The 24,096-nt window shown below is 62.2% G+C and carries 20 protein-coding genes and 1 tRNA gene; 3 read left to right on the top strand and 18 right to left on the bottom strand.

From position 1 onward, the window contains the following. Positions 1–54: 54 nt before the first annotated feature. The 3 genes from fusA to rpsL are packed head-to-tail and all read right to left on the bottom strand — an operon-like array spanning position 55 to position 3,077. Complete coding sequence (gene fusA / locus EJ077_RS17090) at positions 55–2,145, bottom strand: elongation factor G (protein ID WP_127869367.1); 2,091 nt, start codon at positions 2,143–2,145, stop codon at positions 55–57. 29 nt (positions 2,146–2,174) lie between these two features. Then, positions 2,175–2,645 (bottom strand): 30S ribosomal protein S7, encoded by a 471-nt coding sequence (rpsG, locus tag EJ077_RS17095; RefSeq protein WP_008875664.1) that lies wholly within the window; start codon positions 2,643–2,645, stop codon positions 2,175–2,177. 60 nt (positions 2,646–2,705) lie between these two features. After that, complete coding sequence (gene rpsL, locus EJ077_RS17100) at positions 2,706–3,077, bottom strand: 30S ribosomal protein S12 (RefSeq protein ID WP_006333356.1); 372 nt, start codon at positions 3,075–3,077, stop codon at positions 2,706–2,708. Positions 3,078–3,560: 483 nt separating this feature from the next. Between rpsL and EJ077_RS17105 the strand changes: the two genes are divergently transcribed. Together EJ077_RS17105 and EJ077_RS17110 are read left to right on the top strand one after the other, a co-directional pair. Then, entirely contained in the window at positions 3,561–3,842 is a 282-nt protein-coding gene (locus tag EJ077_RS17105; RefSeq protein ID WP_208695360.1) for a transcriptional regulator, read from the top strand. Positions 3,843–3,985: 143 nt separating this feature from the next. Further along, on the top strand, positions 3,986–4,909 hold the full coding sequence (locus EJ077_RS17110) for a Gfo/Idh/MocA family protein (RefSeq protein WP_208703028.1): 924 nt from the start codon (positions 3,986–3,988) through the stop codon (positions 4,907–4,909). Between the two features lie 25 nt (positions 4,910–4,934). Here the strand turns inward: EJ077_RS17110 and EJ077_RS17115 are convergent, their stop codons facing one another. From EJ077_RS17115 to tuf, 14 genes are all read right to left on the bottom strand, one after another. Further along, a complete protein-coding gene (locus EJ077_RS17115; RefSeq protein WP_208695361.1) occupies positions 4,935–5,600 on the bottom strand; it encodes an O-methyltransferase in 666 nt (221 codons plus the stop codon). A gap of 80 nt (positions 5,601–5,680) precedes the next feature. Continuing rightward, positions 5,681–9,877: a DNA-directed RNA polymerase subunit beta' gene (gene rpoC, locus EJ077_RS17120; RefSeq protein WP_127277965.1), complete on the bottom strand. Its 4,197-nt coding sequence runs from the start codon at positions 9,875–9,877 to the stop codon at positions 5,681–5,683. Between the two features lie 136 nt (positions 9,878–10,013). Further along, entirely contained in the window at positions 10,014–14,150 is a 4,137-nt protein-coding gene (rpoB, locus tag EJ077_RS17125; RefSeq protein ID WP_135867795.1) for a DNA-directed RNA polymerase subunit beta, read from the bottom strand. Between the two features lie 266 nt (positions 14,151–14,416). Beyond that, entirely contained in the window at positions 14,417–14,794 is a 378-nt protein-coding gene (gene rplL / locus EJ077_RS17130; RefSeq protein ID WP_006202136.1) for a 50S ribosomal protein L7/L12, read from the bottom strand. Positions 14,795–14,848: 54 nt separating this feature from the next. After that, a complete protein-coding gene (rplJ, locus tag EJ077_RS17135) occupies positions 14,849–15,367 on the bottom strand; it encodes a 50S ribosomal protein L10 (RefSeq protein WP_027146631.1) in 519 nt (172 codons plus the stop codon). Between the two features lie 412 nt (positions 15,368–15,779). After that, the gene (gene rplA, locus EJ077_RS17140; protein WP_127279517.1) at positions 15,780–16,478 is read right to left on the bottom strand and encodes a 50S ribosomal protein L1; all 699 of its coding nucleotides are present in this window, start codon (positions 16,476–16,478) and stop codon (positions 15,780–15,782) included. A gap of 4 nt (positions 16,479–16,482) precedes the next feature. Continuing rightward, a complete protein-coding gene (gene rplK / locus EJ077_RS17145; RefSeq protein WP_010909262.1) occupies positions 16,483–16,911 on the bottom strand; it encodes a 50S ribosomal protein L11 in 429 nt (142 codons plus the stop codon). A gap of 173 nt (positions 16,912–17,084) precedes the next feature. Continuing rightward, positions 17,085–17,612: a transcription termination/antitermination protein NusG gene (gene nusG, locus EJ077_RS17150; RefSeq protein WP_015317996.1), complete on the bottom strand. Its 528-nt coding sequence runs from the start codon at positions 17,610–17,612 to the stop codon at positions 17,085–17,087. A 28-nt stretch (positions 17,613–17,640) separates the two neighbouring features. Continuing rightward, on the bottom strand, positions 17,641–17,844 hold the full coding sequence (secE, locus tag EJ077_RS17155; RefSeq protein WP_013531408.1) for a preprotein translocase subunit SecE: 204 nt from the start codon (positions 17,842–17,844) through the stop codon (positions 17,641–17,643). A 357-nt stretch (positions 17,845–18,201) separates the two neighbouring features. After that, positions 18,202–18,277, bottom strand: a tRNA-Trp gene (locus EJ077_RS17160). A 77-nt stretch (positions 18,278–18,354) separates the two neighbouring features. After that, the gene (locus EJ077_RS17165; RefSeq protein ID WP_208695362.1) at positions 18,355–18,909 is read right to left on the bottom strand and encodes a putative glycolipid-binding domain-containing protein; all 555 of its coding nucleotides are present in this window, start codon (positions 18,907–18,909) and stop codon (positions 18,355–18,357) included. Positions 18,910–18,935: 26 nt separating this feature from the next. Then, a complete protein-coding gene (locus tag EJ077_RS17170) occupies positions 18,936–19,418 on the bottom strand; it encodes a group II truncated hemoglobin (protein ID WP_208695363.1) in 483 nt (160 codons plus the stop codon). A gap of 95 nt (positions 19,419–19,513) precedes the next feature. Then, the gene (locus EJ077_RS17175; RefSeq protein ID WP_208695364.1) at positions 19,514–21,166 is read right to left on the bottom strand and encodes a hypothetical protein; all 1,653 of its coding nucleotides are present in this window, start codon (positions 21,164–21,166) and stop codon (positions 19,514–19,516) included. A gap of 165 nt (positions 21,167–21,331) precedes the next feature. Beyond that, complete coding sequence (gene tuf, locus EJ077_RS17180) at positions 21,332–22,507, bottom strand: elongation factor Tu (RefSeq protein ID WP_127869375.1); 1,176 nt, start codon at positions 22,505–22,507, stop codon at positions 21,332–21,334. A gap of 293 nt (positions 22,508–22,800) precedes the next feature. Between tuf and EJ077_RS17185 the strand changes: the two genes are divergently transcribed. Next, complete coding sequence (locus tag EJ077_RS17185) at positions 22,801–23,688, top strand: DMT family transporter (protein WP_208695365.1); 888 nt, start codon at positions 22,801–22,803, stop codon at positions 23,686–23,688. A 107-nt stretch (positions 23,689–23,795) separates the two neighbouring features. On the opposite strand, the gene EJ077_RS17190 is transcribed toward EJ077_RS17185, so the two are convergent. After that, positions 23,796–24,053, bottom strand: a complete 258-nt coding sequence (locus tag EJ077_RS17190; RefSeq protein ID WP_127279958.1) for a GlsB/YeaQ/YmgE family stress response membrane protein — start codon at positions 24,051–24,053, stop codon at positions 23,796–23,798. Between the last annotated feature and the right edge of the window lie 43 nt (positions 24,054–24,096).

Raw genomic sequence — 24,096 nt, forward strand, 5'->3', positions numbered from 1 at the left:
TTCCTGCTCGCCCATGCGGGCTTTGAATTGCGTTACCGCGGCAGCTCTTTCGAGTTACGCGTATTTCTTCTGAACTTCCTGCGCGACCGCGGTCGGGACCGGCTCGTAGTGATCGAACTGCATCGTGTAAGCCGCGCGGCCCTGGCTCATCGAGCGCAGGTTGTCGACGTACTTGAACATGTTGGCGAGCGGCACCATCGCGTTGATGACGACGGCCACGCCGCGCGCTTCCTGGCCCTGGATCTGGCCGCGACGGCCGTTCAGGTCACCGATGACGCTGCCGACGTAGTCTTCCGGCGTCACCACCTCGACCTTCATGATCGGCTCAAGCAACTGCACGCCAAGCTTGGGAGCAGCTTCACGGAAGCACGCGCGGGACGCGATTTCGAAGGCCAGGACCGAGGAGTCGACGTCGTGGTAGGCGCCGTCGATGAGCGTCGCCCTGACGCCGATCATCGGGAAGCCGGCGAACGGACCAGCGCCCATGACGCTCTGGATGCCCTTTTCGACGCCCGGAATGTATTCCTTCGGCACCGCGCCGCCGACGATCTTGGACTCGAACACGAAGTCCTCGCTCTCGGAATTCGGCTCGAACACAACCTTGACGCGCGCGAACTGGCCGGTACCGCCGGTCTGCTTCTTGTGCGTGTAGTCCTGCTCGTGCTTGCGGGTGATGGTCTCGCGATAGGCCACCTGCGGCGCGCCGACATTGGCTTCGACCTTGAACTCGCGACGCATGCGGTCGACGATGATGTCGAGGTGCAGTTCGCCCATGCCGGAGATGATGGTCTGGCCGCTTTCCTCGTCGGTCTTGACGCGGAAGGACGGATCCTCGGCAGCCAGGCGATGAAGGGCGAGGCCCATCTTTTCCTGGTCGTTCTTGGTCTTCGGCTCAATGGCGATCTGGATGACCGGATCGGGGAATTCCATGCGCTCGAGGATGACCGGGTGCAGCGGATCGCACAGCGTGTCGCCGGTGGTGGTGTCCTTGAGGCCGGCCAGGGCGACGATGTCGCCGGCAAAAGCTTCTTCGACGTCGGCGCGCGAATTCGCATGCATCTGCAGCATGCGGCCGATGCGCTCCTTCTTGCCCTTCACGGTGTTGTCGACAGAGACGCCCTTGGTGAGCTTGCCCGAATAGATGCGAGCAAAGGTCAGCGAACCGACGAACGGGTCGTTCATGATCTTGAAGGCGAGCATCGACAGCGGCTCGTTGTCGTCCGCATGACGCTCGATCTCGGCGTCGGTCTTGGCATCAACACCCTTGATGGCCGGAACATCGGCCGGCGACGGCAGGTATTCGACAACGGCGTCGAGCAGCGGCTGCACGCCCTTGTTCTTGAAGGCCGAGCCGCAGAACATCGGGTAGAACTTGACCGCGATCGTGCCCTTGCGGATCAGCGAACGGATCTCGTCATTCGACGGCATCTTGCCTTCGAGGTAGTTCTCGAGCGCCGTCTCGTCCATTTCGACGGCGGCTTCGATCATCTTCTCGCGGTATTCCTCGGCACGCGCCTTGAGGTCGGCCGGGATCTCGACGACGTCCCAGGCAGCGCCGAGCGTCTCGTCGCGCCAGACCAGCGCGTTCATCTCGACGAGGTCGACGACACCCTTGAATTCGGTCTCGGCGCCGATCGGCAGCTGCATGACGACAGCCTGCGCGCCGAGGCGCGAGCCGATCATCTCGACCGAGCGGTAGAAGTCGGCGCCGATCTTGTCCATCTTGTTGCAGAAGATCATGCGCGGCACGCGGTACTTGTCGGCCTGGCGCCAGACGGTCTCCGTCTGCGGCTCGACACCGGCATTGGCATCGAGCAGCGCGATGGCTCCGTCGAGCACGCGCAGCGAACGCTCGACCTCGATGGTGAAGTCGACGTGTCCGGGGGTGTCGATGATGTTGAAGCGGTGCATCTTGCCGTCACGACCCTTCCAGAAGGTCGTGGTCGCAGCGGACGTGATGGTGATGCCGCGTTCCTGCTCCTGCTCCATCCAGTCCATGGTGGCAGCGCCGTCGTGCACTTCGCCGATCTTGTGCGACTTGCCCGTGTAATAGAGGACGCGCTCGGTGGTCGTCGTCTTGCCGGCGTCGATATGCGCCATGATACCGAAATTGCGGTAGTCTTCGATTTTGTATTCGCGGGCCATCGTAGCTGCCTCTCAGTCCTGTTCGCGCTTTACCAGCGGTAGTGTGCGAAAGCGCGGTTGGCTTCAGCCATCTTGTGGGTGTCTTCACGCTTCTTCACGGCGGTGCCGCGGTTGTTGGCCGCGTCCATCAGCTCGCCGGAGAGGCGGTCGACCATGGTGGTCTCGTTGCGGTTGCGGGCCGCGGCGATCAGCCAGCGGATCGCCAATGCCTGGCGACGCTCGGGACGAACGTCGACCGGAACCTGGTAGGTGGCGCCACCAACGCGGCGCGAACGCACTTCCACATGCGGCGCGACATTGTCGAGCGCCTGGTGGAAGACGGTGACCGGCTCCTGCTTGGTCTTCGACTGGACCTGGTCCAGCGCGCCGTAGACGATGGTCTCGGCAACCGACTTCTTGCCGTCATACATGACGGCGTTCATGAACTTGGTGACGATCAGATCGCCGAACTTGGGATCCGGGTTGATCTCACGCTTTTCTGCACTGTGACGACGCGACATGGCTTTTGTCTCTCAATCTCGTAGCCCGGCGCATTCAAGCAACGCCAAGGCCTGAAAATCTTACTTCGGACGCTTGGCGCCGTACTTCGAACGGCGCTGCTTGCGGTTCTTCACGCCCTGCGTGTCGAGCACGCCGCGGATAATGTGGTAGCGCACGCCCGGAAGATCCTTGACGCGGCCGCCGCGGATCATGACCACGGAGTGTTCCTGAAGGTTGTGACCCTCGCCGGGGATGTAACCGATCACTTCAAAACCATTGGTCAGGCGGATCTTGGCCACCTTGCGAAGCGCCGAGTTCGGCTTCTTCGGCGTCGTCGTATAGACGCGCGTGCAGACGCCCCGCTTCTGCGGGTTCTGCTGCATGGCCGGGACCTTGTTGCGCTTCACCGGCGCAATGCGCGGCTTGCGGATCAGCTGGTTGACGGTAGGCATTAAACCCTCTTGTCTCTCAATTCCGTGTCTCGTGCCGGTCAAGGCTCGCTCAAAGCGTCATTTCCATACGCAAATTCGGGCCACAAACCGCGCCTCGCGGTCTTGCCCGAACAAATCGCAGAGGAAGCGGAAACCGCTTCGTGCACGCCGGAAATGTCTTTTCGCTCGTAAAACGAACCCTGTTTGAGACAAACTCCAAAGCGTGTCGCTTCGGAAGGGAGAGCCTCACATCGGTTCTGACTGGGCGGCTTCTACTCGTAAGCCCGCGAACCGTCAACCCCGCAGCGGCAAATATTGCATTGAAGCCGGGGCTTGGCAGCCATGCGAAAACCGCATGTAATTTTCTTTCGCCGTTTGGCAAGGGCGAGGAAGAAAGTGCCAAGCCTCTAGCAAAGTGAATGGCTTTTGGCTGTTGCGAGGCCTTGCTTCATGCGAAAAGGCCGCATGAACACTGACAATCCCTCGCCGCGAAGGAATCGGCCCGTGAACGACAATGAAGAACGCCCGGTCACCATCATCACCGGCCGGGTGTGGAAGAAGAAAGGCGGCAAGCCGGAAGGCGTGCATGTCATGCTGGTGGCGCCCGATGACGATTCGGCGGTGCGCCGCGCGCTCGAATCGCTGGCTGCCGAAGGCTACGCCGAGGCCGAGCTCGACCAGATCGGCGAAATGGAGGGCGAGCCCGACGATGAGCCGCATCTTTCGGCCTTCCAGGGCGCGCTCGAAGGCGAAGTGTCGATCGTGACCTTCGACGTGCCGATCTGATCGCAGCGTGGCGCCCCTCGCCTGCCTTGCGCCATGATGCCGATTCGTTCGGATAGCTGGCACGGCCGACGCTTGCCCGTCATGGCCGATCTGCTAAGAGACGCGCAGTCGTCCCAACCCGGCGGAGCCTCATGTCCTCATCCATCTCGCCTATAAGAATCGGCATTGTCGGCGTCGGCAAGATCGTCCGCGACCAGCACCTTCCGGCGCTGGCCAAGGATCGGGACTACCAGCTGATCGCAGCTGCCAGCCGGCACGGCAAGGTCGACGGCATCGCGAATTTCCCCGATATAGAGACGATGCTTGGCGCGGTTGCCGAACTCGACGCGGTGTCGCTGTGCATGCCGCCGCAGTTCCGCTATGACGCCGCGCGCAAGGCACTCGAGGCAGGGAAGCACGTCTTCCTGGAAAAACCGCCGGGTGCCACGGTCAGCGAAGTCGAGGACCTGAAGGCGTTCGCGGTGAAACAAGGCGTCTCCTTGTTCGCAAGCTGGCACTCGCGCTACGCGCCGGCTGTCGAAGCGGCGCGGACATTCCTGGCTTCGACCAAAATCAAATCGGCGGCGATCGTCTGGAAGGAAGATGTGCGCCGCTGGCATCCGAACCAGGACTGGATCTGGCAGCCTGGCGGCTTCGGCGTCTTCGATCCCGGCATCAATGCGCTGTCGATCGCAACCTATATCCTGCCGGCCATGTACATCACCTCGGCCGTCCTCGATTTTCCGGAGAACCGCGACGCACCCATCGCGGCCCAGGTCGCCTTCCGCGCGGCGAACGGATCCGATGTGACCATGGACCTCGACTGGCTGCAGACCGGACCGCAAAGCTGGGACATTCTGGCAGACACGGATGCCGGACAGATGGTGCTCTCCGGCGGCGGCTCGAAGCTCGCCTTCGACGGCCGTGTCGTACACGAGGAGCCGGAAGCGGAATATCCGATGCTCTACCGGCGATTTGCCGAGGTCGTGCGGAGCGGCACATCGGATGTCGACCTAGCGCCCCTCCAACATGTCGCCGACGCCTTCATGCTCGGCAAGCGCAATGTGGTCGAGGCGTTTTTCGACTGAAGGTTGCCGGCGGAGGCTCCCGGCCTCAGTCGACAACCGCGATGGCAAAGCCGTCATAACCCTTGGCGCCCACGGTCTGGATGGCCGTGCCATCCAGCCGCCTGTCGCCGCCAATGAAGGAAAATGCCGCGCGGGCGCCTTCGACATTGGCATCGCGGCCATCCTCATCCAGGACGGCGCCGTCACGGATGACGTTGTCGCAGACGATGACCGTTCCGGAGCGCGACAGCCGTAAAGCCCAGGACAGATAGTTCGGATTGTTAGGCTTGTCGGCGTCGATGAAGATCAGATCGAACGGGCCGGCATCCTCGCTGCCGAGTGCGGCAAGCGACTGGAGCGCCGGACCGACGCGCAGTTCCACCCGGTCCGCAACCCCTGCCCGCTCGAAATTCGAACGCGCGACCTTGGCATGATGCGGATCGAGTTCGAGTGTCACGACCTTGCCGTCGGCGGGCAGTCCTCGCGCCATCCAGATGGTCGAATAGCCGCCCAGCGTGCCGATCTCGAGCGCCTTTTTCGCGCCGCTGATGCGCGCCAGCAGCGAGAGCAGTTTTCCTTGCGCCGCCGAGACATCGATCGCCGGCAGGCCATTTTCGCGGTTGGCCGCCAGAACCGCGTCGAGAACAGGATCGGCCTCAAAGAGCGAGGAGACGATGTAGTCGTCGACAGCCGTCCAGGTCTTCGTGCTCATCTGCCTTCCTCCGATCGTTGAAACGAAAAGCCGCCGGGTTGCCCCGACGGCTTCTGTTGCCTGAGATTTTGCCGCCGCGCTTACTGCGCGGCGGTTGTCATGTCGGCGAGCATCGGCTCGGCCACTTCAACACCGGAGGCCTTCCGGCGCTCGTCGATGATGAGTTCGTCGCGCGAGGTGGCGATGCGCCGGATTTGGCTCATCGTGCCGCCGGTGCCGGCCGGGATCAAACGGCCGACGATGACGTTTTCCTTCAAGCCCTGCAGCATGTCGGTCTTGCCGGCAACCGCGGCCTCCGTCAGCACCCTGGTCGTCTCCTGGAAGGAGGCGGCCGAGATGAAGGACGGCGTCTGCAGCGAGGCCTTGGTGATGCCCAAGAGCACCGGCTGGCCTTCGGCCGGCTTCTTGCCGTCCTCGACCAGGCGCTCGTTCACCTCTTCCAGTTCGATCACGTCGACGTGGTCACCCGGAATGTAGGTCGAGTCGCCCTGCGTGGTGATTTCGACCTTCTGCAGCATCTGGCGAACGATCACCTCGATGTGCTTGTCGTTGATCGACACACCCTGCAGACGGTAGACTTCCTGGATCTCGTTGACGAGGTAGGACGCAAGCGCCTCCACGCCCTTGATCGCCAGGATGTCGTGCGGCGCCGGATTGCCGTCGAGGATGTAGTCGCCCTTCTCGATGACGTCGCCGTCCTGGAGATGGAACGGCTTGCCCTTCGGGATCAGGTATTCGACCGGCTCGAGCGTCGAGTCATGCGGCTCGATGATGATGCGACGCTTGTTCTTGTAGTCGCGGCCGAAGCGGATCGTGCCGTCGATCTCGGCGATGATGGCGTGATCCTTCGGACGACGTGCCTCGAACAGTTCGGCAACACGCGGCAGACCGCCGGTGATGTCCTTGGTCTTGGCGCTTTCCATCGGGATACGCGCCAGCACGTCGCCGGGGCGAACCTGCGCACCCGGCTCGACCGAGAGAATGGCCTCGACCGAGAGCAGGAAGCGGGCGTCGCCGCCCTTCGACAGCTTGCCGACCTTGCCCTTGGTGTCCAGGATGGCAATCGCAGGCTTGAGGTCGTTGCCACGCGGCGTCGAACGCCAGTCGATGACCTCACGCTTGGTGATGCCGGTCGACTCGTCGGCCGTTTCCTGGACGGAAATACCGTCGACCAGATCCTCATACGACACCTTGCCCTCGATTTCAGTGAGGACAGGACGGGTATAGGGATCCCACTCGGCGATACGCTGGCCACGCTTCACCTTGTCGCCATCGTCCACGAAGATGCGCGAACCATAGGTGACGCGGTGCGTTGCACGCTCCTTGCCGGCCTCATCGAGGATCAGCACCGCCATGTTGCGGCCCATGACCATCTGCTGGCCGTCCGAGTTGCGCACCACGTTGCGGTTGCGGATCTCGACCTTGCCCTCATACGAGGCTTCAAGGAACGAAGAGTCCACCACCTGCGCGGTACCGCCCATGTGGAAGGTACGCATGGTGAGCTGCGTGCCCGGCTCGCCGATCGACTGCGCCGCGATGACGCCGACGGCTTCGCCCTGGTTGACCGGGGTGCCGCGGGCCAGATCGCGTCCGTAGCAGACAGCGCAGACGCCGATCCTGACTTCACAGGTCAGGGCCGAGCGGATGCGGACCGACTGCACGCCGGCCTTTTCGATCTGTTCCACGTCACGCTCGTCCATCAGCGTTCCGGCCTTGACCAGAACCTCGCCCGACACCGGATGAGTGATGTCGTCGAGCGATGTACGGCCCAGCACGCGCTGGCCGACCGAAGCAACGACCTGACCGGCATCGACGATCGGCTGCATGGTGAGGCCCTTGTCGGTGCCGCAATCCACGGAGTTGACGATGCAGTCCTGCGCCACGTCGACCAGACGACGGGTGAGGTAACCCGAGTTCGCCGTCTTCAAGGCGGTGTCGGCCAGACCCTTGCGGGCGCCGTGGGTCGAGTTGAAGTACTCGAGCACGGTCAGGCCTTCCTTGAAGTTCGAGATGATCGGCGTCTCGATGATTTCACCCGAGGGCTTCGCCATTAGGCCGCGCATGCCGGCGAGCTGGCGCATCTGGGTGGGCGAGCCGCGCGCACCGGAGTGCGACATCATGTAGATCGAATTCATCGGCTTCTGACGGCCATTGTCCTCGAACTCGACCGCCTTGATGCGGGCCATCATCTCGTCGGCGACCTTTTCCGAGCACTTGGCCCAGGCGTCGACGACCTTGTTGTACTTCTCGCCCTGCGTGATCAGACCGTCATTGTACTGCTGCTCGTACTCCTTGGCCAAAGCCTCGGTATCGGACACCAGCTTGATCTTGGTGTCCGGGATCAGCATGTCGTCCTTGCCGAACGAAATGCCGGCACGGCAGGCGTGAGCGAAACCGAGCGCCATGATGCGGTCGCAGAAAATGACCGTCTCCTTCTGACCGCAATGGCGGTAGACGGTGTCGATCATCTTGGAGATGTTCTTCTTGGTCATCTCCTGGTTGGCGGTCTCGTAGGGCACGTTGACGTTCTTCGGCAGAAGCTCGCCGATGATCATGCGGCCAGGCGTGGTGTCATGGATCTTCGACACAACCTTGCCTTCGGCGTCGACCGTGCGGAAGCGACCCTTGATCTTGGCGTGCAAGGTCACGGCCTTGGTCTCGAGCGCGTGCTGGAGTTCGCCCATGTCGGCAAACACCATGCCCTCGCCCGGCTCGTTCTGGTTGACGATCGAGAGGTAGTAGAGACCGAGAACCATGTCCTGCGACGGCACGATGATCGGCGCGCCGGAGGCCGGGTGCAGGATGTTGTTGGTCGACATCATCAGCACGCGGGCTTCCAACTGCGCTTCCAGCGACAGCGGCACGTGAACGGCCATCTGGTCGCCGTCGAAGTCGGCGTTGAAGGCCGTGCAGACCAGCGGGTGAAGCTGGATCGCCTTGCCTTCGATCAGGATCGGCTCGAACGCCTGGATGCCGAGGCGGTGGAGCGTCGGCGCGCGATTCAACAGAACCGGATGCTCGCGGATGACCTCGTCGAGGATATCCCAGACTTCCGGACGCTCCTTCTCGACCAGCTTCTTCGCCTGCTTGACGGTCGAGGAGTAACCCTTGGCGTCGAGGCGGGCGTAGATGAAGGGCTTGAACAGTTCGAGCGCCATCTTCTTCGGCAGGCCGCACTGATGCAGCTTGAGCTCCGGACCGGTGACGATGACCGAACGGCCGGAATAGTCGACGCGCTTGCCGAGCAGGTTCTGACGGAACCGGCCCTGCTTGCCCTTGAGCATGTCGGACAGCGACTTCAGCGGACGCTTGTTGGCACCGGTGATGACGCGGCCGCGACGGCCGTTGTCGAACAGCGCATCAACGGCTTCCTGCAGCATGCGCTTTTCATTGCGCACGATGATGCCGGGGGCGCGCAGCTCTATCAGCCGCTTCAGACGGTTGTTGCGGTTGATGACGCGGCGATAGAGATCGTTCAGGTCGGACGTGGCGAAGCGGCCGCCGTCCAGCGGGACCAGCGGGCGCAGGTCCGGCGGGATCACCGGAACGACCTTCATGATCATCCATTCCGGACGATTGCCGGACTCCATGAAGTTCTCGACGACCTTGAGCCGCTTCAGGTACTTCTTCTGCTTCAGCTCGGACGTGGTCGAAGCCAGTTCCGAACGCAGGTCGCCGGCGATCTTCTCCAGATCCATGCCGGCCAGAAGGTCATGAATGGCCTCGGCGCCGATCATGGCGGTGAAGGAATCCTCGCCATATTCGTCGACGGCGATCATGTACTCTTCCTCACTGAGCAGCTGGTGCTCCTTCAGCGCGGTGAGGCCAGGTTCGGTGACGATGTAGTTCTCGAAGTAGAGGACGCGCTCGATGTCCTTCAGGGTCATGTCGAGCAGCGTGCCGATGCGCGAGGGCAGCGACTTCAGGAACCAGATATGGGCGACCGGTGCCGCGAGCTCGATGTGGCCCATGCGCTCGCGCCGGACGCGCGACAGCGTGACTTCGACGCCGCACTTCTCGCAGATGACGCCCTTGTACTTCATGCGCTTGTACTTGCCGCACAGGCACTCATAGTCCTTGATCGGGCCAAAAATGCGCGCGCAGAACAGACCGTCACGCTCCGGCTTGAAGGTGCGGTAGTTGATGGTCTCCGGCTTTTTGATCTCGCCGAACGACCAGGACAGAATCTTCTCAGGGCTGGCGAGCGAAATCCGGATGGAATCGAACACCTGCGCCGGCGCCTGCGGATTGAAGAGATTCATGACCTCTTGGTTCATGCCGTTCTCCTTTTCGGGGTCCTCGAAAACCCCTTGCATCTAACGCGGGCCAAACGCCCGCTGAGTGGTCGGCCCACCGGCCGAAGAAATTGAAGCATCCGGTCGCGGGAGCCTCTCCCGCGACCGGATGTCTTGTTTACTCGGCCGCGTCGGGCAGCCGGACAGGGTTGTCGTCGAGCTTGGTGTTCTCCAGCTCGACATTGAGGCCGAGAGACCGCATTTCCTTGACGAGCACGTTGAAGCTCTCGGGAATGCCTGCCTCGAACGTGTCGTCGCCACGCACGATCGCCTCGTAGACCTTGGTGCGGCCGGCGACGTCGTCCGACTTCACCGTCAGCATTTCCTGCAGCGTGTAGGCGGCGCCGTAGGCTTCCAGCGCCCAGACCTCCATCTCGCCGAAGCGCTGGCCGCCGAACTGCGCCTTGCCGCCCAGCGGCTGCTGGGTGACGAGCGAGTACGGACCGATCGAACGCGCGTGGATCTTGTCGTCCACCAGGTGGTGAAGCTTGAGCATGTAGATATAGCCCATCGTCACCTTGCGATCGAACGGCTCGCCGGTGCGGCCGTCATAGAGCTGCGACTGACCGCTGGTGTGCAGGCCCGCCTGCTCCAGCATGATGTTGATGTCAGCCTCATGTGCGCCGTCGAACACCGGGGTCGCGATGGAGACGCCGCGGCGCATCTGCTCGCTGAGGCGAACGATGCTCTCGTCGTCATACTCGCGGACCGGCTCGTTGCGGTCGTTGGCGGGCATGAAGCTTTCCAACGTCTTGCGAAGCGGCTTGATGTCGCCGGCAGCCTTATAGGTGTCGATCAGCTCGCCGATCTTCCTGCCCATGCCGGCACAAGCCCAGCCCAGATGCGTTTCCAGGATCTGGCCGACATTCATGCGGCTCGGCACACCCAACGGGTTGAGCACGATATCGGCATGCGTGCCGTCCTCAAGGAAAGGCATGTCCTCGACCGGAACGATGCGCGACACGACACCCTTGTTGCCGTGACGGCCGGCCATCTTGTCGCCGGGCTGCATCTTGCGCTTCACCGCCACGAAGACCTTGACCATCTTCATGACGCCCGGAGGCATTTCGTCGCCGCGCTGCACCTTCTCGACCTTATCCATGAAGCGCTGTTCGAGCGCTTTCTTGGAATCGTCGTACTGGCCACGCAGGGCTTCCAGTTCGCTCTGGAGCTTTTCGTTCTCCACCGCAAACTGCCACCACTGCGAACGCGGATACTCGTCGAGCGTGTCCTTGGACAGCGTCGAGCCCTTCTTGAAGCCCTTCGGTCCAGCGATCGCTTCCTTGCCGACGAGAACGTCGGAAAGACGCGCGTAGACGTTGCGGTCCAGGATCGCCTGTTCGTCGTCACGGTCCTTGGCGAGGCGTTCGATCTCCTCGCGCTCGATCGCCATGGCGCGCTCGTCCTTCTCCACACCGTGGCGATTGAACACGCGCACCTCGACGACTGTGCCGAAAGTGCCCGGAGGCATGCGCATGGAAGTGTCGCGCACGTCGGAAGCCTTTTCGCCGAAGATGGCGCGCAGAAGCTTCTCTTCCGGCGTCATCGGGCTTTCACCCTTCGGCGTGATCTTGCCGACCAGGATGTCGCCCGGCTGAACTTCGGCGCCGATATAGACGATGCCGGCTTCGTCGAGGTTTTTCAGCGCTTCTTCCGAGACGTTGGGAATATCGCGCGTGATTTCCTCCGGACCGAGCTTGGTATCGCGCGCCATGACCTCGAACTCCTCGATGTGGATCGAGGTGAAGACGTCGTCGGCGACGATGCGCTCGGACAAGAGGATGGAGTCCTCATAGTTGTAGCCGTTCCACGGCATGAACGCGACCAGCACGTTGCGGCCGAGCGCCAGATCACCGAGTTCGGTCGACGGACCGTCGGCGATGATGTCGCCCTTGTTGACCCGGTCACCCATGCGCACCAGCGGACGCTGGTTGATGCAGGTGTTCTGGTTCGAACGCTGGAACTTCATCAACCGGTAGATGTCGACGCCGGACTTGCCCGGGTCGAGATCCTCGGTGGCGCGGATAACGATACGCGTCGCGTCCACCTGGTCGACAATGCCGCCGCGGCGGGCGCCGATGGCGGCGCCCGAGTCACGGGCGACGATCGGCTCCATGCCGGTGCCGACGAACGGCGCTTCGGCGCGTACCAGCGGCACGGCCTGACGCTGCATGTTCGAGCCCATCAGAGCGCGGTTGGCGTCGTCGTTCTCGAGGAACGGGATGAGCGCCGCGGCAACAGACACCATCTGCTTGGGCGACACGTCCATCAGGTCGACGTTTTCGCGCGGCGCCATCATCACTTCGCCGGCGCTGCGGCAAATGACGAACTCGTCGACGAAACCGCCGTTCTTGTCGAGCTCGGCATTGGCCTGCGCGACATGATGCTTGGCCTCTTCCATCGCCGAGAGATAGACGACCTCATTGGTCAGCTTGCCGTCAACGATCTTGCGGTACGGGCTTTCGATGAAACCGTACTTGTTGACGCGCGCGAAAGTCGCCAGCGAGTTGATCAGACCGATATTCGGCCCTTCAGGCGTCTCGATCGGGCAGATGCGGCCGTAATGCGTCGGGTGCACGTCGCGCACTTCGAAGCCGGCACGCTCGCGGGTCAGACCGCCCGGTCCAAGCGCCGAGAGACGACGCTTGTGGGTGATCTCCGACAGCGGATTGGTCTGGTCCATGAACTGCGACAGCTGCGAGGAACCGAAGAACTCGCGCACGGCGGCGGCCGCCGGCTTGGCGTTGATCAGGTCCTGCGGCATGACGGTGTCGATCTCGATCGAGGACATGCGTTCCTTGATCGCGCGCTCCATGCGAAGCAGGCCGACGCGGTACTGGTTTTCCATCAGCTCGCCGACCGAACGCACGCGGCGGTTGCCGAGATTGTCGATGTCGTCGATCTCGCCCTTGCCGTCACGCAGTTCGACCAGCGTCCTGACCACGGCCAGGATGTCGTCCTTGCGCAGCACGCGCACGGTGTCCTCGGCCTTGAGCTCGAGGCGCATGTTCATCTTGACGCGGCCGACGGCGGACAGGTCGTAACGCTCGCTGTCGAAGAACAGCGAGTTGAACATGGCTTCGGCGGTCTCGAGCGTCGGCGGCTCGCCCGGACGCATGACACGGTAGATGTCGAACAGCGCGTCCTGGCGGCTCTCGTTCTTGTCGACGGCGAGCGTATTGCGGATATAGGCGCCGACATTGACATGGTCGATGTCGAGGACCTGAATCTCCTGTTCGCCGGTGCCGAGCAGCACCTTGAGCGTCTTGTCGTCGATCTCGTCGCCGGCCTCGAGGAAAATCTCGCCGGTGGCATAATTGACGATGTCCTCGGCCAGGTAGTTGCCGAGCAGATCCTCGTCGGTCGCCTTGATCGCCTTGAGGCCCTTTTCGCCAAGCTGACGCGCCTGGCGGGCGGTGATCTTCTTGCCCGCCTCGACGACGATCTCGCCGGTGTCGGCATCGACCAGGTCGCCGACGGCCTTGAGGCCGCGGAAACGCTCGACGTTGAACGGAATGCGCCAATGGTCGCCGGCGCGCTTGTAGGTGATCTTGTTGTAGAAGGTCGACAGGATCTCCTCGCCGTCCATGCCGAGCGCCATCAGCAGCGACGTCACGGGGATCTTGCGGCGGCGGTCGATGCGGGCGTGCACGACGTCCTTGGAATCGAACTCGATGTCGAGCCACGAGCCACGGTAGGGGATGACACGGGCGGCAAACAGAAGCTTGCCCGACGAGTGCGACTTGCCCTTGTCGTGGTCGAAGAAGACGCCCGGCGAGCGGTGCATCTGCGAAACGATGACGCGCTCGGTGCCGTTGACGATGAAGGTGCCGTTCAAGGTCATGAGCGGCATGTCGCCCATGTAGACGTCCTGCTCCTTGATGTCCTTGATCGACTTGGCACCGGTATCCTCGTCGATATCGAACACGATGAGGCGCAGCGTCACCTTCAGCGGCGCGGCATAGGTCAGGTCGCGCTGACGGCATTCGTCAACGTCGAATTTCGGTCCTTCGAACTCGTACTTCACGAACTCCAGCATGGAGGAGCCGGAAAAATCGGAGATCGGGAAGACCGACTTGAAAACAGCCTGCAGCCCTTCGTCCGGACGTCCGCCCTTGGGCTCGTCCACCATCAGGAACTGATCATAGGATGCCTTCTGAACCTCGATGAGGTTCGGCATCTCCGCAACTTCCGGGATCTTTCCGAAGAATTTGCGTACGCGTCTGCGGCCATTGAAAGTCTGGGTCTGGGCCATCGTCGCTCCTTAGCTCTAAACTCGGGACGAACCTCGCCGCGGTTCGTCTTGCATACTGAGCCACCTGGCCGGCGGCTCTCTGTCTGTTCTCCGGCCGCCTTTTCCAATTACTTGGCGGCTACCGGCTAAAACCGGAGAAAACCCGTTTCCTGAAGGCCGGTTTACGGCCCTCAGGAAAGAGGTGTTCGTACATCTCGCGTCACGCAGCCTCCCCTGGCAACCCAAGGGAGTGGCGGACGGCGCGAGGCCGCCCGCCGCTTTTACGCTTACTTCAGGTCGACCTTGGCGCCGGCTGCTTCCAGCTGGGCCTTGAACTTATCAGCGTCGGCCTTGGAAACGCCTTCCTTGACCGGCTTCGGAGCCGCTTCAACCAGGTCCTTGGCTTCCTTGAGGCCAAGACCGGTGATGGCACGGACTTCCTTGATGACGTTGATCTTCTGAGCGCCGGCGTCGGTGAGGACGACGTCGAATTCCGTCTTTTCCTCGACGGGGGCAGCAGCAGCGGCAGCGCCGCCAGCAGCGGCAACCGCGACCGGAGCAGCAGCCGAAACGCCCCACTTTTCTTCCAGAAGCTTCGACAGCTCAGCCGCCTCGAGGACGGTCAGCTTCGAAAGGTCGTCTACGATCTTTGCGAGATCAGCCATTGTTGTATTCCTTCGTTAGGTTCGAACGTGTGTTTTTGATAGCGAGGAACGGCCTCATGCCGCCTCGTCCTTCCGGGCGTAAGCGCCGATGACGCGCGCGACCGAGGCCGCTGGCGCATTGACGATCTGGGCGATCCGGGTTGCCGGCGTGGCGATCATGCCAACCAGCCTGGCGCGCAGCTCATCGAGCGACGGAAGTGTGGCGAGTGCCTTCACACCGTCGGCGTTGAGCGAGGTGGTGCCCATTGCGCCGCCGAGAATGACGAGCTTGTCATTCCCCTTGGCGAAATCGGACGCGACCTTCGGCGCCGCAATCGGATCCTCCGAATAGGCGATCAGCGTCTGTCCCTTGAACAGGTCGATGATCGATGCGGAGTCCGTGCCCTGAAGAGCGATTTTGGCGAGACGGTTCTTCGCGACTTTAACGGTGCCACCGGCGGCGCGCATTTTCGAACGAAGGTCGTTCATTTGCGCGACGGTGATACCGGCATAGTGGGCCACGACGACTGAACCTGCGCCCGAAAACGCATCATTCAGGCCCGTGACGAGTTCGCGTTTTTCCGCTCTGTCCACTGCCTATCTCCAGTTGACCCCTGCCCCGTCAATGGGAACATTCCCATTTGCGAGGACAGGCGTCGGGTTGCCTTTTTGCCGGCCGGGCCATCCAGTAACGGATCTCCCGAACGACGCTCGAGGATCCTGCCCCCTTTCGCCACATCGACGGTCAAGCCGGCGATGCGCAGACAAAAGGCAAACACGGTTCGAACCTTTCATTGGAGCTTGTCGCTCCTTTGTCCGGTTTTCACCCGTCTCATGCAGGCCCACATGAATTAAGGCCCTCCTCTTGAATCAAGACTCGGGCCGCCCGCAATCTCGGACAGGATGTCCGGAAGCCTTCCGGCTTCCGGTACCGGGCCCAGGATAAATCCAAGGCCCGGAATTCAGTCACGGATCAGCCTTCGAGAGGCCGATCCAAATGGTCTAATCAGGACGCGGCGAGCGTCGAGACGTCGAGCTTGAGGCCCGGGCCCATCGTCGAGGTGACAGACACCTTCTTGACGTAGTTGCCCTTGGCGCCAGCCGGCTTTGCCTTGGTCACCGCATCGGCGAAGGCACGGATGTTCTCTTCCAGCGCCTTGACGTCGAACGAAACCTTGCCGACGCCGGCATGAACGATGCCGGCCTTCTCGACGCGGAACTCGACCGCGCCGCCCTTCGAGGCCTTGACGGCCGCGGCAACGTCGGTGGTGACGGTGCCGACCTTCGGGTTCGGCATCATGCCGCGCGGGCCGAGCACCTTACCGAGACGGCCGACGAGCGGCATCATGTCCGGCGTGGCGATGCAGCGATCGAAATCGATCGTGCCCTTCTGGACGATGTCGACCAGATCCTCGGCACCGACGATGTCGGCGCCGGCGGCCTTGGCCTCTTCAGCCTTGTCGCCACGGGCGAACACAGCAACACGGACCGAGCGGCCGGTGCCGTTCGGCAGGTTGACCACGCCGCGGACCATCTGGTCGGCATGACGCGGGTCGACGCCGAGGTTCATGGCGACTTCGACGGTCTCGTCGAACTTCACCGAGGAGCGATCCTTGAGCAGCTTCAGCGCGTCAGCGAGCGCGTAAGCCTTGTTGGGATCGATGCCTTCACGGGTCTTCGATACACGCTTTGCAATCTTTGCCATGATCTCAGCCCACCACTTCCAGACCCATCGAGCGGGCGGAGCCCTCGACCATACGCATGGCCGCTTCGACGTCGTTCGCGTTCAGATCCTTCATCTTGGCAGTCGCGATTTCGCGAACCTTGTCGCGCGAAACGGTGCCGGCCTTGACCTTGCCCGGCTCCTTCGAGCCCGACTTCAGGTTCGCGGCCTTCTTCAGGAAGTAGCTCACCGGCGGCGTCTTCATGACGAAGGTGAACGACTTGTCCTGGTAATAGGTGATGACGACCGGAACCGGCGATCCCTTTTCCATTTCCTGGGTCTGCGCGTTGAACGCCTTGCAGAACTCCATGATGTTGATGCCGCGCTGACCAAGCGCCGGGCCGATCGGGGGCGACGGCGTAGCCGATCCCGCGGAGACCTGGAGCTTGAGCTGGCCTGCAATTTTCTTAGCCATCTCTTTTCCTGCCTTTGTTTATGCCGGCCCCACTATGGGAAACACCGGCGGTTGCAGTCTGGTGGTGCGGTTCTTGCGGCCGGCTAAAGCCGCCTTCGCCTCCCACCGTTCTCAAGGCCGCGCGTTGCCGCACCGCCTCCCCTGATCGCCAGACCGGCATCAGGGATTTCGGATCAGCCCTTTTCGACCTGTCCGAATTCCAGATCGACAGGCACGGCGCGCCCGAAGATCGAAACTTCCACCTTAAGCCGCGCCCGCTCCTCGTCCACTTCCTGGACGAAACCGTTGAACGACGCGAAGGGACCATCCGAAACGCGGATTGCCTCGCCGATTTCGAAGGTAACCGAGGGCTTCGGCCGCTCGACGCCTTCCTGCACCTGGTTCAGGATGCGCTGCGCTTCCGCCTCGGTGATCGGCACCGGCTTGGAGTCTCCGAGGAAACCGGTGACCTTCGGCGTGTTCTTGACCAGCGAAAACACGGCGTCGGTCAGGTTGGCCTTCAGGAGCACATAGCCCGGGAAGAACTTGCGCTCGGCGTCGACCTTGCGGCCGCGACGAACCTCGACGACCTTCTCGGTCGGCACCACGATCTGCTCGATATCGGCTGACAAGCCCTTCTGCTTGGCCTTGTTCTCGATGTCCTCGGCGACCTTCTTCTCGAAGTTCGAATAGGCGTGGACGATGTACCAGCGCGTAGCCATTTTTACGACTTCTCCGTAATCGCCGGACTTAGCGTCCAATGCCCAGAATCTGCTCGACCGCGAGGCCCATGAGCTGATCGGCGGTGAAGAAGAAGATCATCGCGATCACAGCAAAAGCCAGGACCATGACCGTCGAGATCATCGTCTCGCGGCGCGACGGCCAAGTCACCTTGGCTGTCTCCGCGCGCACCTGCTGGAGAAAGACGAAAGGATTTGTGGTTTTCGAAGCCATATGCCGCCTGTCTTCAAGACCCGTTGGCCGGGCCCCCTGGATGATCCCGCTGACCGGGACGTGCCGCCTGAGCCCAATCTAGCGCCGAATCAGCGCAATCATTTCGCCCATGCAAATCAGACGCGTAAAGCCGGCTTCCCAGCTTCACGCGTCGCGTGTCTGTTCCATCTACATAAAACCGATTCTTGATCCACGCAAGTGGCAAGTGTCCGCTTTATGACCAAACGCCGCCTCGGAACCATCCAGTCGTTCCGTCCCGGCTATGGCGCCCTTATGCCCCAATCGGGCTAATATGGCAAGCGGGTCGCCGATTTTCAAAGGCCGCCCGCAAAAACCGTTGTGATGCCATCTTGGAAATGGCACGGGCAGCAGGGCTCGAACCTACGACCTGCGGTTTTGGAGACCGCCGCTCTACCAACTGAGCTATGCCCGTACACGTGCGCCTCGGCGCAGGCGCTTCCTAAAAGCTTCCGCACGCTCTGTAAAGAGTGGTTTGCAAGCAAACATGCCTTAACCCCTGCGCCAGAAATCGGGATAGTCGACGACCAGCCCCTCGGCATCGATCTCCAGCTCCCGCCTGAAGTCGCTGGCGCGCGATTCATAGAGGTAGCGCCTGCCCTCTTCGAGGCACGTGTAACGCTGCGGGTTGCGCACGACAGTGAGCGCCGGGAAATCGATGAAGGCGGTGGCGATCTCGGCACTCTGCCCAGCCGAAAGCGCCAGGCGCCTGATCGGCAGCGTGTTGGTGAAAGGCGTAACGGTGAGGTCGGGTTCGAGCACACCTGCCAGCTCGGGCATCGGCAGGCCGTCCCTGGTCCAATGACCATCGCCATCGGACGCCAGGACAAGCCTCCGGCCATCGCCGATCATATCGACCATGACACTCTTCGCGTGCCAGCCGGCATCGCAGGTGATGCGGTAGCGGACCGCAAATGGCGTCTCGCCCGAGCAGATGACGACTGAATCTGCCAGGAACCGCCCCGCTTGCTCCCCCAGCACAAGATGTTCGAAGCCCGGTCCATCCCACTCGCGCCAGCGCACGATCTTGGCATTTTGCGACGTCAATCATCCACCTCCCTGGCAAGCGGAAGCTATTTTGCGTCCGGCACCCGGTACGGCCCACCAGGCACGCCCCAGCCCCAGGCGGGCATCGGCTCGGTCTCGGGATCGCAGGTCTCGCCGAGATTGGAATTCATCTTGGCCAGCCGCGATCCCCATTCGACGTAGCCCATGAAGGCGGAACGGAATTCGGGATCGTCCGGCAAGCCGACCTGATCCGCCGCGTCGGCGAGAAGATTGATCCAGCGGCGGCGCTGCTCCTCCGACAAATGCTTGCCCAGATGATGCATGACCATTTCGCGGTGGCCGCCGAATTCCTCGCTATAGGTTTTCGGTCCGCCGAAGACCTCGCCTATGAAGGCGGCGACATGGGCCGGGTGATCCGGCGACATGTGCTTGAACACCGGGCCAACGACCGGATCCTTTGCCACCTTGTCATAGAAGGTTTGCGTCAGCCGGTTCAGCGCCTCGCTGCCGCCGGCCCATTCGTAGAGTGTCGGAACGTCCTGGCTCATTGTCGATCCTTCGCCGGCCCCGCAGCCGCGACGATAGCGGAAATCGGGCATGGCTCAACCTGCCTCGATGGGCAGTTTGCCGTCGTCGCCGCGCTCTACAGCTTGGCAGGCGCATCAGCCTGTGCATTGGCGGCTGGCAGGCCTTGGCAATTGTCGGGCTTGGCAACGGCCTTGCAAACCGTGGAGCCGGTCAGCGCGTCGACCGACTGCGGTCCCGTTGTCAGTCCGGCCTTCAGCATCGTGTCGGGGTCGAGTTGCCCCTCGGACGAGCGTCGCTCGATCGTAGCGAACAGAGCGGGACCGATCGCCATCTCGTTGAGATATGCCTTGACCACCAGCTTCTGTCCCATCGGATACAGGCTGAGCCGCGCCCGGGGCCCGACAAGCCGTCTGGCACCGCCGGCGACCATGAGCGCACAGGCAGAATCACACTCCACCCCGGCGTCGATGGTCAATCCCGCATAGGCTCCTTCCGTGGCCAGGCAATTCCACGCGCCGGGGTCGCAGTCGACGAATTCGGTCCGGGCAACGGCGATGTCGAGCTTTCTTTCATGGATAAGTCGTCCCATTGCGAGAGCGCTGGGCAGGTCGCCTCCGCGTGAGCTGATGACGACAGGCAGCCGCCGATGGCCAAGCGTGGCCAGCAACTGCCGCAGCTTCTGCGGCGTCTGGCTCGTTATCGGACCTTCCGCCGATATCCATTCCGGACAGTCGGGATTGCACAGCGGATTGCTGCCGCGAACCACGATGAAGCGCATGTCTCCGCCGGCCCTCTCGGTATCCGGTTGACCGGGGCCGGCAGTGATGGATTTGTTCGCGGCCGATGGCGTCGTCTTGTTTGCAGGTCCATCTATCTCCCGGCAGTTCGTGGCCGGCTGGTCCAGCCTGCACAGGCTTGCCGTGGTCAACAGATCTACCGTGTCCCGGCTGGTGACCAGCTTCATCGTCAACATGGCGTCGAGCGGAATCTGACGAATCTCGCTGGCCGGCGTGGCCTTCATGATTTCCAGTACGCCGTCGCCTATACCCATTTCCCTCAGGTAAACCGAAAGCGTCTTCTCGACGGTCCCGCTCATCTCGTAGGTTTTGTAGCTGCCTGCGTTTTTACGGCTGACCACCTTGGTGCTGATGATCTTCTTCTTGCCGTTCACGATCTGGTACGTGGTCCGATAGAGCAGCCTCTCCCGGTGGAACGTGGTGGTGATCTGGTGGACGCCGAGATAGCCGTAATCTCCAACCACGCGGCGGACACCGCCGGAAAACATCAGCGGACAGGCCGAATTGCACATGGCTCCGTCGTCATAGGCCATCCCGAAATAGTCGGCACCCTTGCCCTTGTTGTCCTTGCAGTTGTCCATTGCCGGCTGGCAACCGGAAAAAACCGTCACGCCGACGGCGATATCGAGCTTGTTCTTGCGGATCATCCGGCCCAGGGCCAGCGCCGCATCGACATTACCGCCGGGCGAATTGACGACCACCGGCAATTGCCTTCCCTTGAGCGCCTTGAGCGTGCGCTTGAGGAGCGACGGCGTGTCCGCCGCGATGGTGCCGTCCGCCGATATCCATTCAGGACAGTTGGGTTCGCATCCCGGAGCGTTGCTGCGCACAACGACGAAGCGCATGGACGGGATTTCGGGAGGCCCATCTTCCGCTTGCGCTGTCACATCAGGCAGAGCCATGGCGACGGCGAGGCAAACCAGTGCCCACAACCGCCATGCCTTCCCATCGAAACGGCGCCTTGGAACCACTGTTGGCAAAGCTCCCTTGGTGCAACCTATACTAGTTGCAGCCATGGCGCTTGCAACAGCTTTGAAACAATCCGCGAAATACTTGCACCGAGGAGCGCCCGAAACGAAAAAGGGCGGCCCGCGGGCCGCCCTTTCCTTGTCGAACCCGGCAGCAGCCGGTCTCGATTATTCCTTGATGGTGACGACGATGCCGGCACCGACGGTGCGGCCGCCTTCACGGATGGCGAAGCGCAGCTTCTCTTCCATGGCGATCGGCACGATCAGCTCGACATCGACCGTGATGTTGTCGCCGGGCATCACCATCTCGGTGCCTTCCGGCAGCGACACGATGCCGGTCACGTCGGTCGTGCGGAAGTAGAACTGCGGACGGTAGTTGGTGAAGAACGGCGTGTGACGGCCACCTTCGTCCTTGGTCAGGATGTAGGCTTCGGCCACGAACTTCTTGTGCGGCTTCACCGTGCCCGGCTTGGCCAGAACCTGGCCGCGCTCGACACCTTCACGATCAACGCCGCGCAGCAGCGCGCCGATGTTGTCGCCAGCCTGGCCCTGATCGAGCAGCTTGCGGAACATTTCCACGCCCGTGCAGGTCGTCTTGGTCGTCGGACGGATGCCGATGATTTCCAGCTCCTCGCCGACCTTGACCACGCCGCGCTCGACGCGGCCGGTCACGACCGTGCCACGGCCCGAGATCGAGAACACGTCTTCGATCGGCATCAGGAACGGCTTGTCGAGCGGACGAACCGGCGTCGGGATGTAGGCGTCGACCTGAGCCATCAGCTCGCGGATCGCGTCCTCGCCGATGGTCTTGTTCGAATCCTCAAGTGCGGCAAGCGCCGAACCCTTGACGATCGGAATGTCGTCGCCGGGGAATTCGTTCTTCGACAGCAACTCGCGAACCTCGAGCTCGACCAGTTCGAGCAGCTCGGCATCGTCGACCTGGTCGACCTTGTTGAGGAACACCACGATCGACGGCACGCCGACCTGACGGGCAAGCAGGATGTGCTCGCGGGTCTGCGGCATCGGGCCGTCGGCGGCCGACACGACCAGGATCGCGCCGTCCATCTGCGCGGCGCCGGTGATCATGTTCTTCACATAGTCGGCGTGGCCGGGGCAGTCGACATGCGCGTAGTGGCGGTTCTCGGTCTCGTATTCGACGTGAGCCGTCGAGATGGTGATGCCACGCGCCTTCTCTTCCGGCGCCGCGTCGATCTGGTCATAGCGCTTGTATTCGCCAAAATACTTGGTGATCGCAGCCGTCAGCGACGTCTTGCCGTGATCGACGTGACCAATCGTGCCGATGTTCACATGAGGCTTAGTGCGCTCGAATTTACCTTTTGCCATAGTCTCTTTCCTTGGACGGCCTGGACCTTCAGTTCAGTCGAATGCGGGGCGATTAGCGAGAAAGGCCAAAAAACACAAGCGTCTTTTGCCCAGGCGCCATCTCACTCGGCCAGAACCCATGATCCGATTGCGGGGATATGGCATCGATATAGGGACGCGACATCGAAAATGGAATGGGCGAAGGCCGACGGAGCAATGCGGGGTTTCCCGCGCCTTCTACATCCGTCACTGTCGGATTTGTCGGCGGTCCATGGCCCATTGCGGCGACGATCCGCGTCTGATTTCCTGCGCCGATGCATTTCATCCCGACTGCCATTCGCGGCCCGCTGTTCATGATCGTCTCGACCGGGTCGTATCTGGTCAACGACACGATGATGAAGCTCGCCACTGCCGGTTTGCCGTCCTACGAAGTGCTCTTCCTGCGTGGTGCCGCGGCAACGCTGTGGGGCTTTCCGCTGTTGTTTGCGCTCGGCTACGGCAAGCAGGTCCCTCTGATCTTCGACAAGCGGGTGCTGGGAAGGAACCTGCTCGAACTGGCGGCGATCCTCTGTTACGTCGTCGCGCTCGCCAACATGCAGATTGCCGATTCCACCGCGCTGGGGCAGATCACGCCGCTCCTGATGCTGGTCGGATCCTCGATTCTGTTTGGCGAGCGTATCGGCGGGCAACGCATGGCGCTGATCGGGCTCGGCTTCATCGGCGCGCTGATGGTGGCGCAGCCGACCATGCAAGGCATTTCGGTCTACGCCTTGCTGGCGCTCGGCAACGCGACATTCGCCGCCGCCCGCGATCTGGCCGGCCGCAAGATCACCGCCGAAGTGCCCGGAATGATCGTGGCGATCTCGGCGGTCGTCGTCGTCCTGATCGGCGCCGGCGCCGCGCATCTGGTTTCCGAGCGCTGGGTGGCGCCGGAGGCGCGCCATCTGCTGCTGATGGCGGGAGCCGGTTTCTTCCTGATCTTCGGCCACTTCTTCATCTTCATGGCCTATCGCGTCGGGCCGACCGGAGCGGTAGCGCCGTTCTACTACTGCTTCACGGTCTGGGCCGTCATTTCGGGCCTGCTGGTGTTCGGGCAATTCCCCAATGCACTGGCGGTCTGCGGCATCCTGCTGGTCGTCTGCAGCGGGCTGACCATCGTGTCGCTGGACCAGCGCAAGCGTCGGCTGGCCGTGGTCGCCTGATCCGCGGCGGCACGGCATATGGCTTCCAATGCCGTGAGCGCAGGCAGCACCGACGGCGGATTATCGCAATTCAGGATTCGGCAGAGCTGGTAGTCTGCCGATCACGCCTAGATGGTCCGCTTGCCCGAGAACTGATGATAGGCCCACAACACCACGACGGCACCCACGACCGCGACGATCAAGCTGTAGATGTTGAGGCCGGTGACACCCGAAGCACCGAAGGCACTGAAGATCAGGCCGCCGACAATGGCACCGACGATGCCGAGCACGATATCCATGATCATGCCCTGACCGGTCTTGTTGACGATCTTGCTGCCGATGAAGCCGGCGATGACGCCGAGAATGATCCAGCTGATGATACCCATTTTTTCCTCTCCATCCCCCGCCAACCCGACATTTTCATATGAA

The sequence above is a fragment of the Mesorhizobium sp. M8A.F.Ca.ET.057.01.1.1 genome (genome assembly GCF_003952565.1).
In the GTDB taxonomy this organism is placed as follows: Bacteria; Pseudomonadota; Alphaproteobacteria; order Rhizobiales; family Rhizobiaceae; genus Mesorhizobium.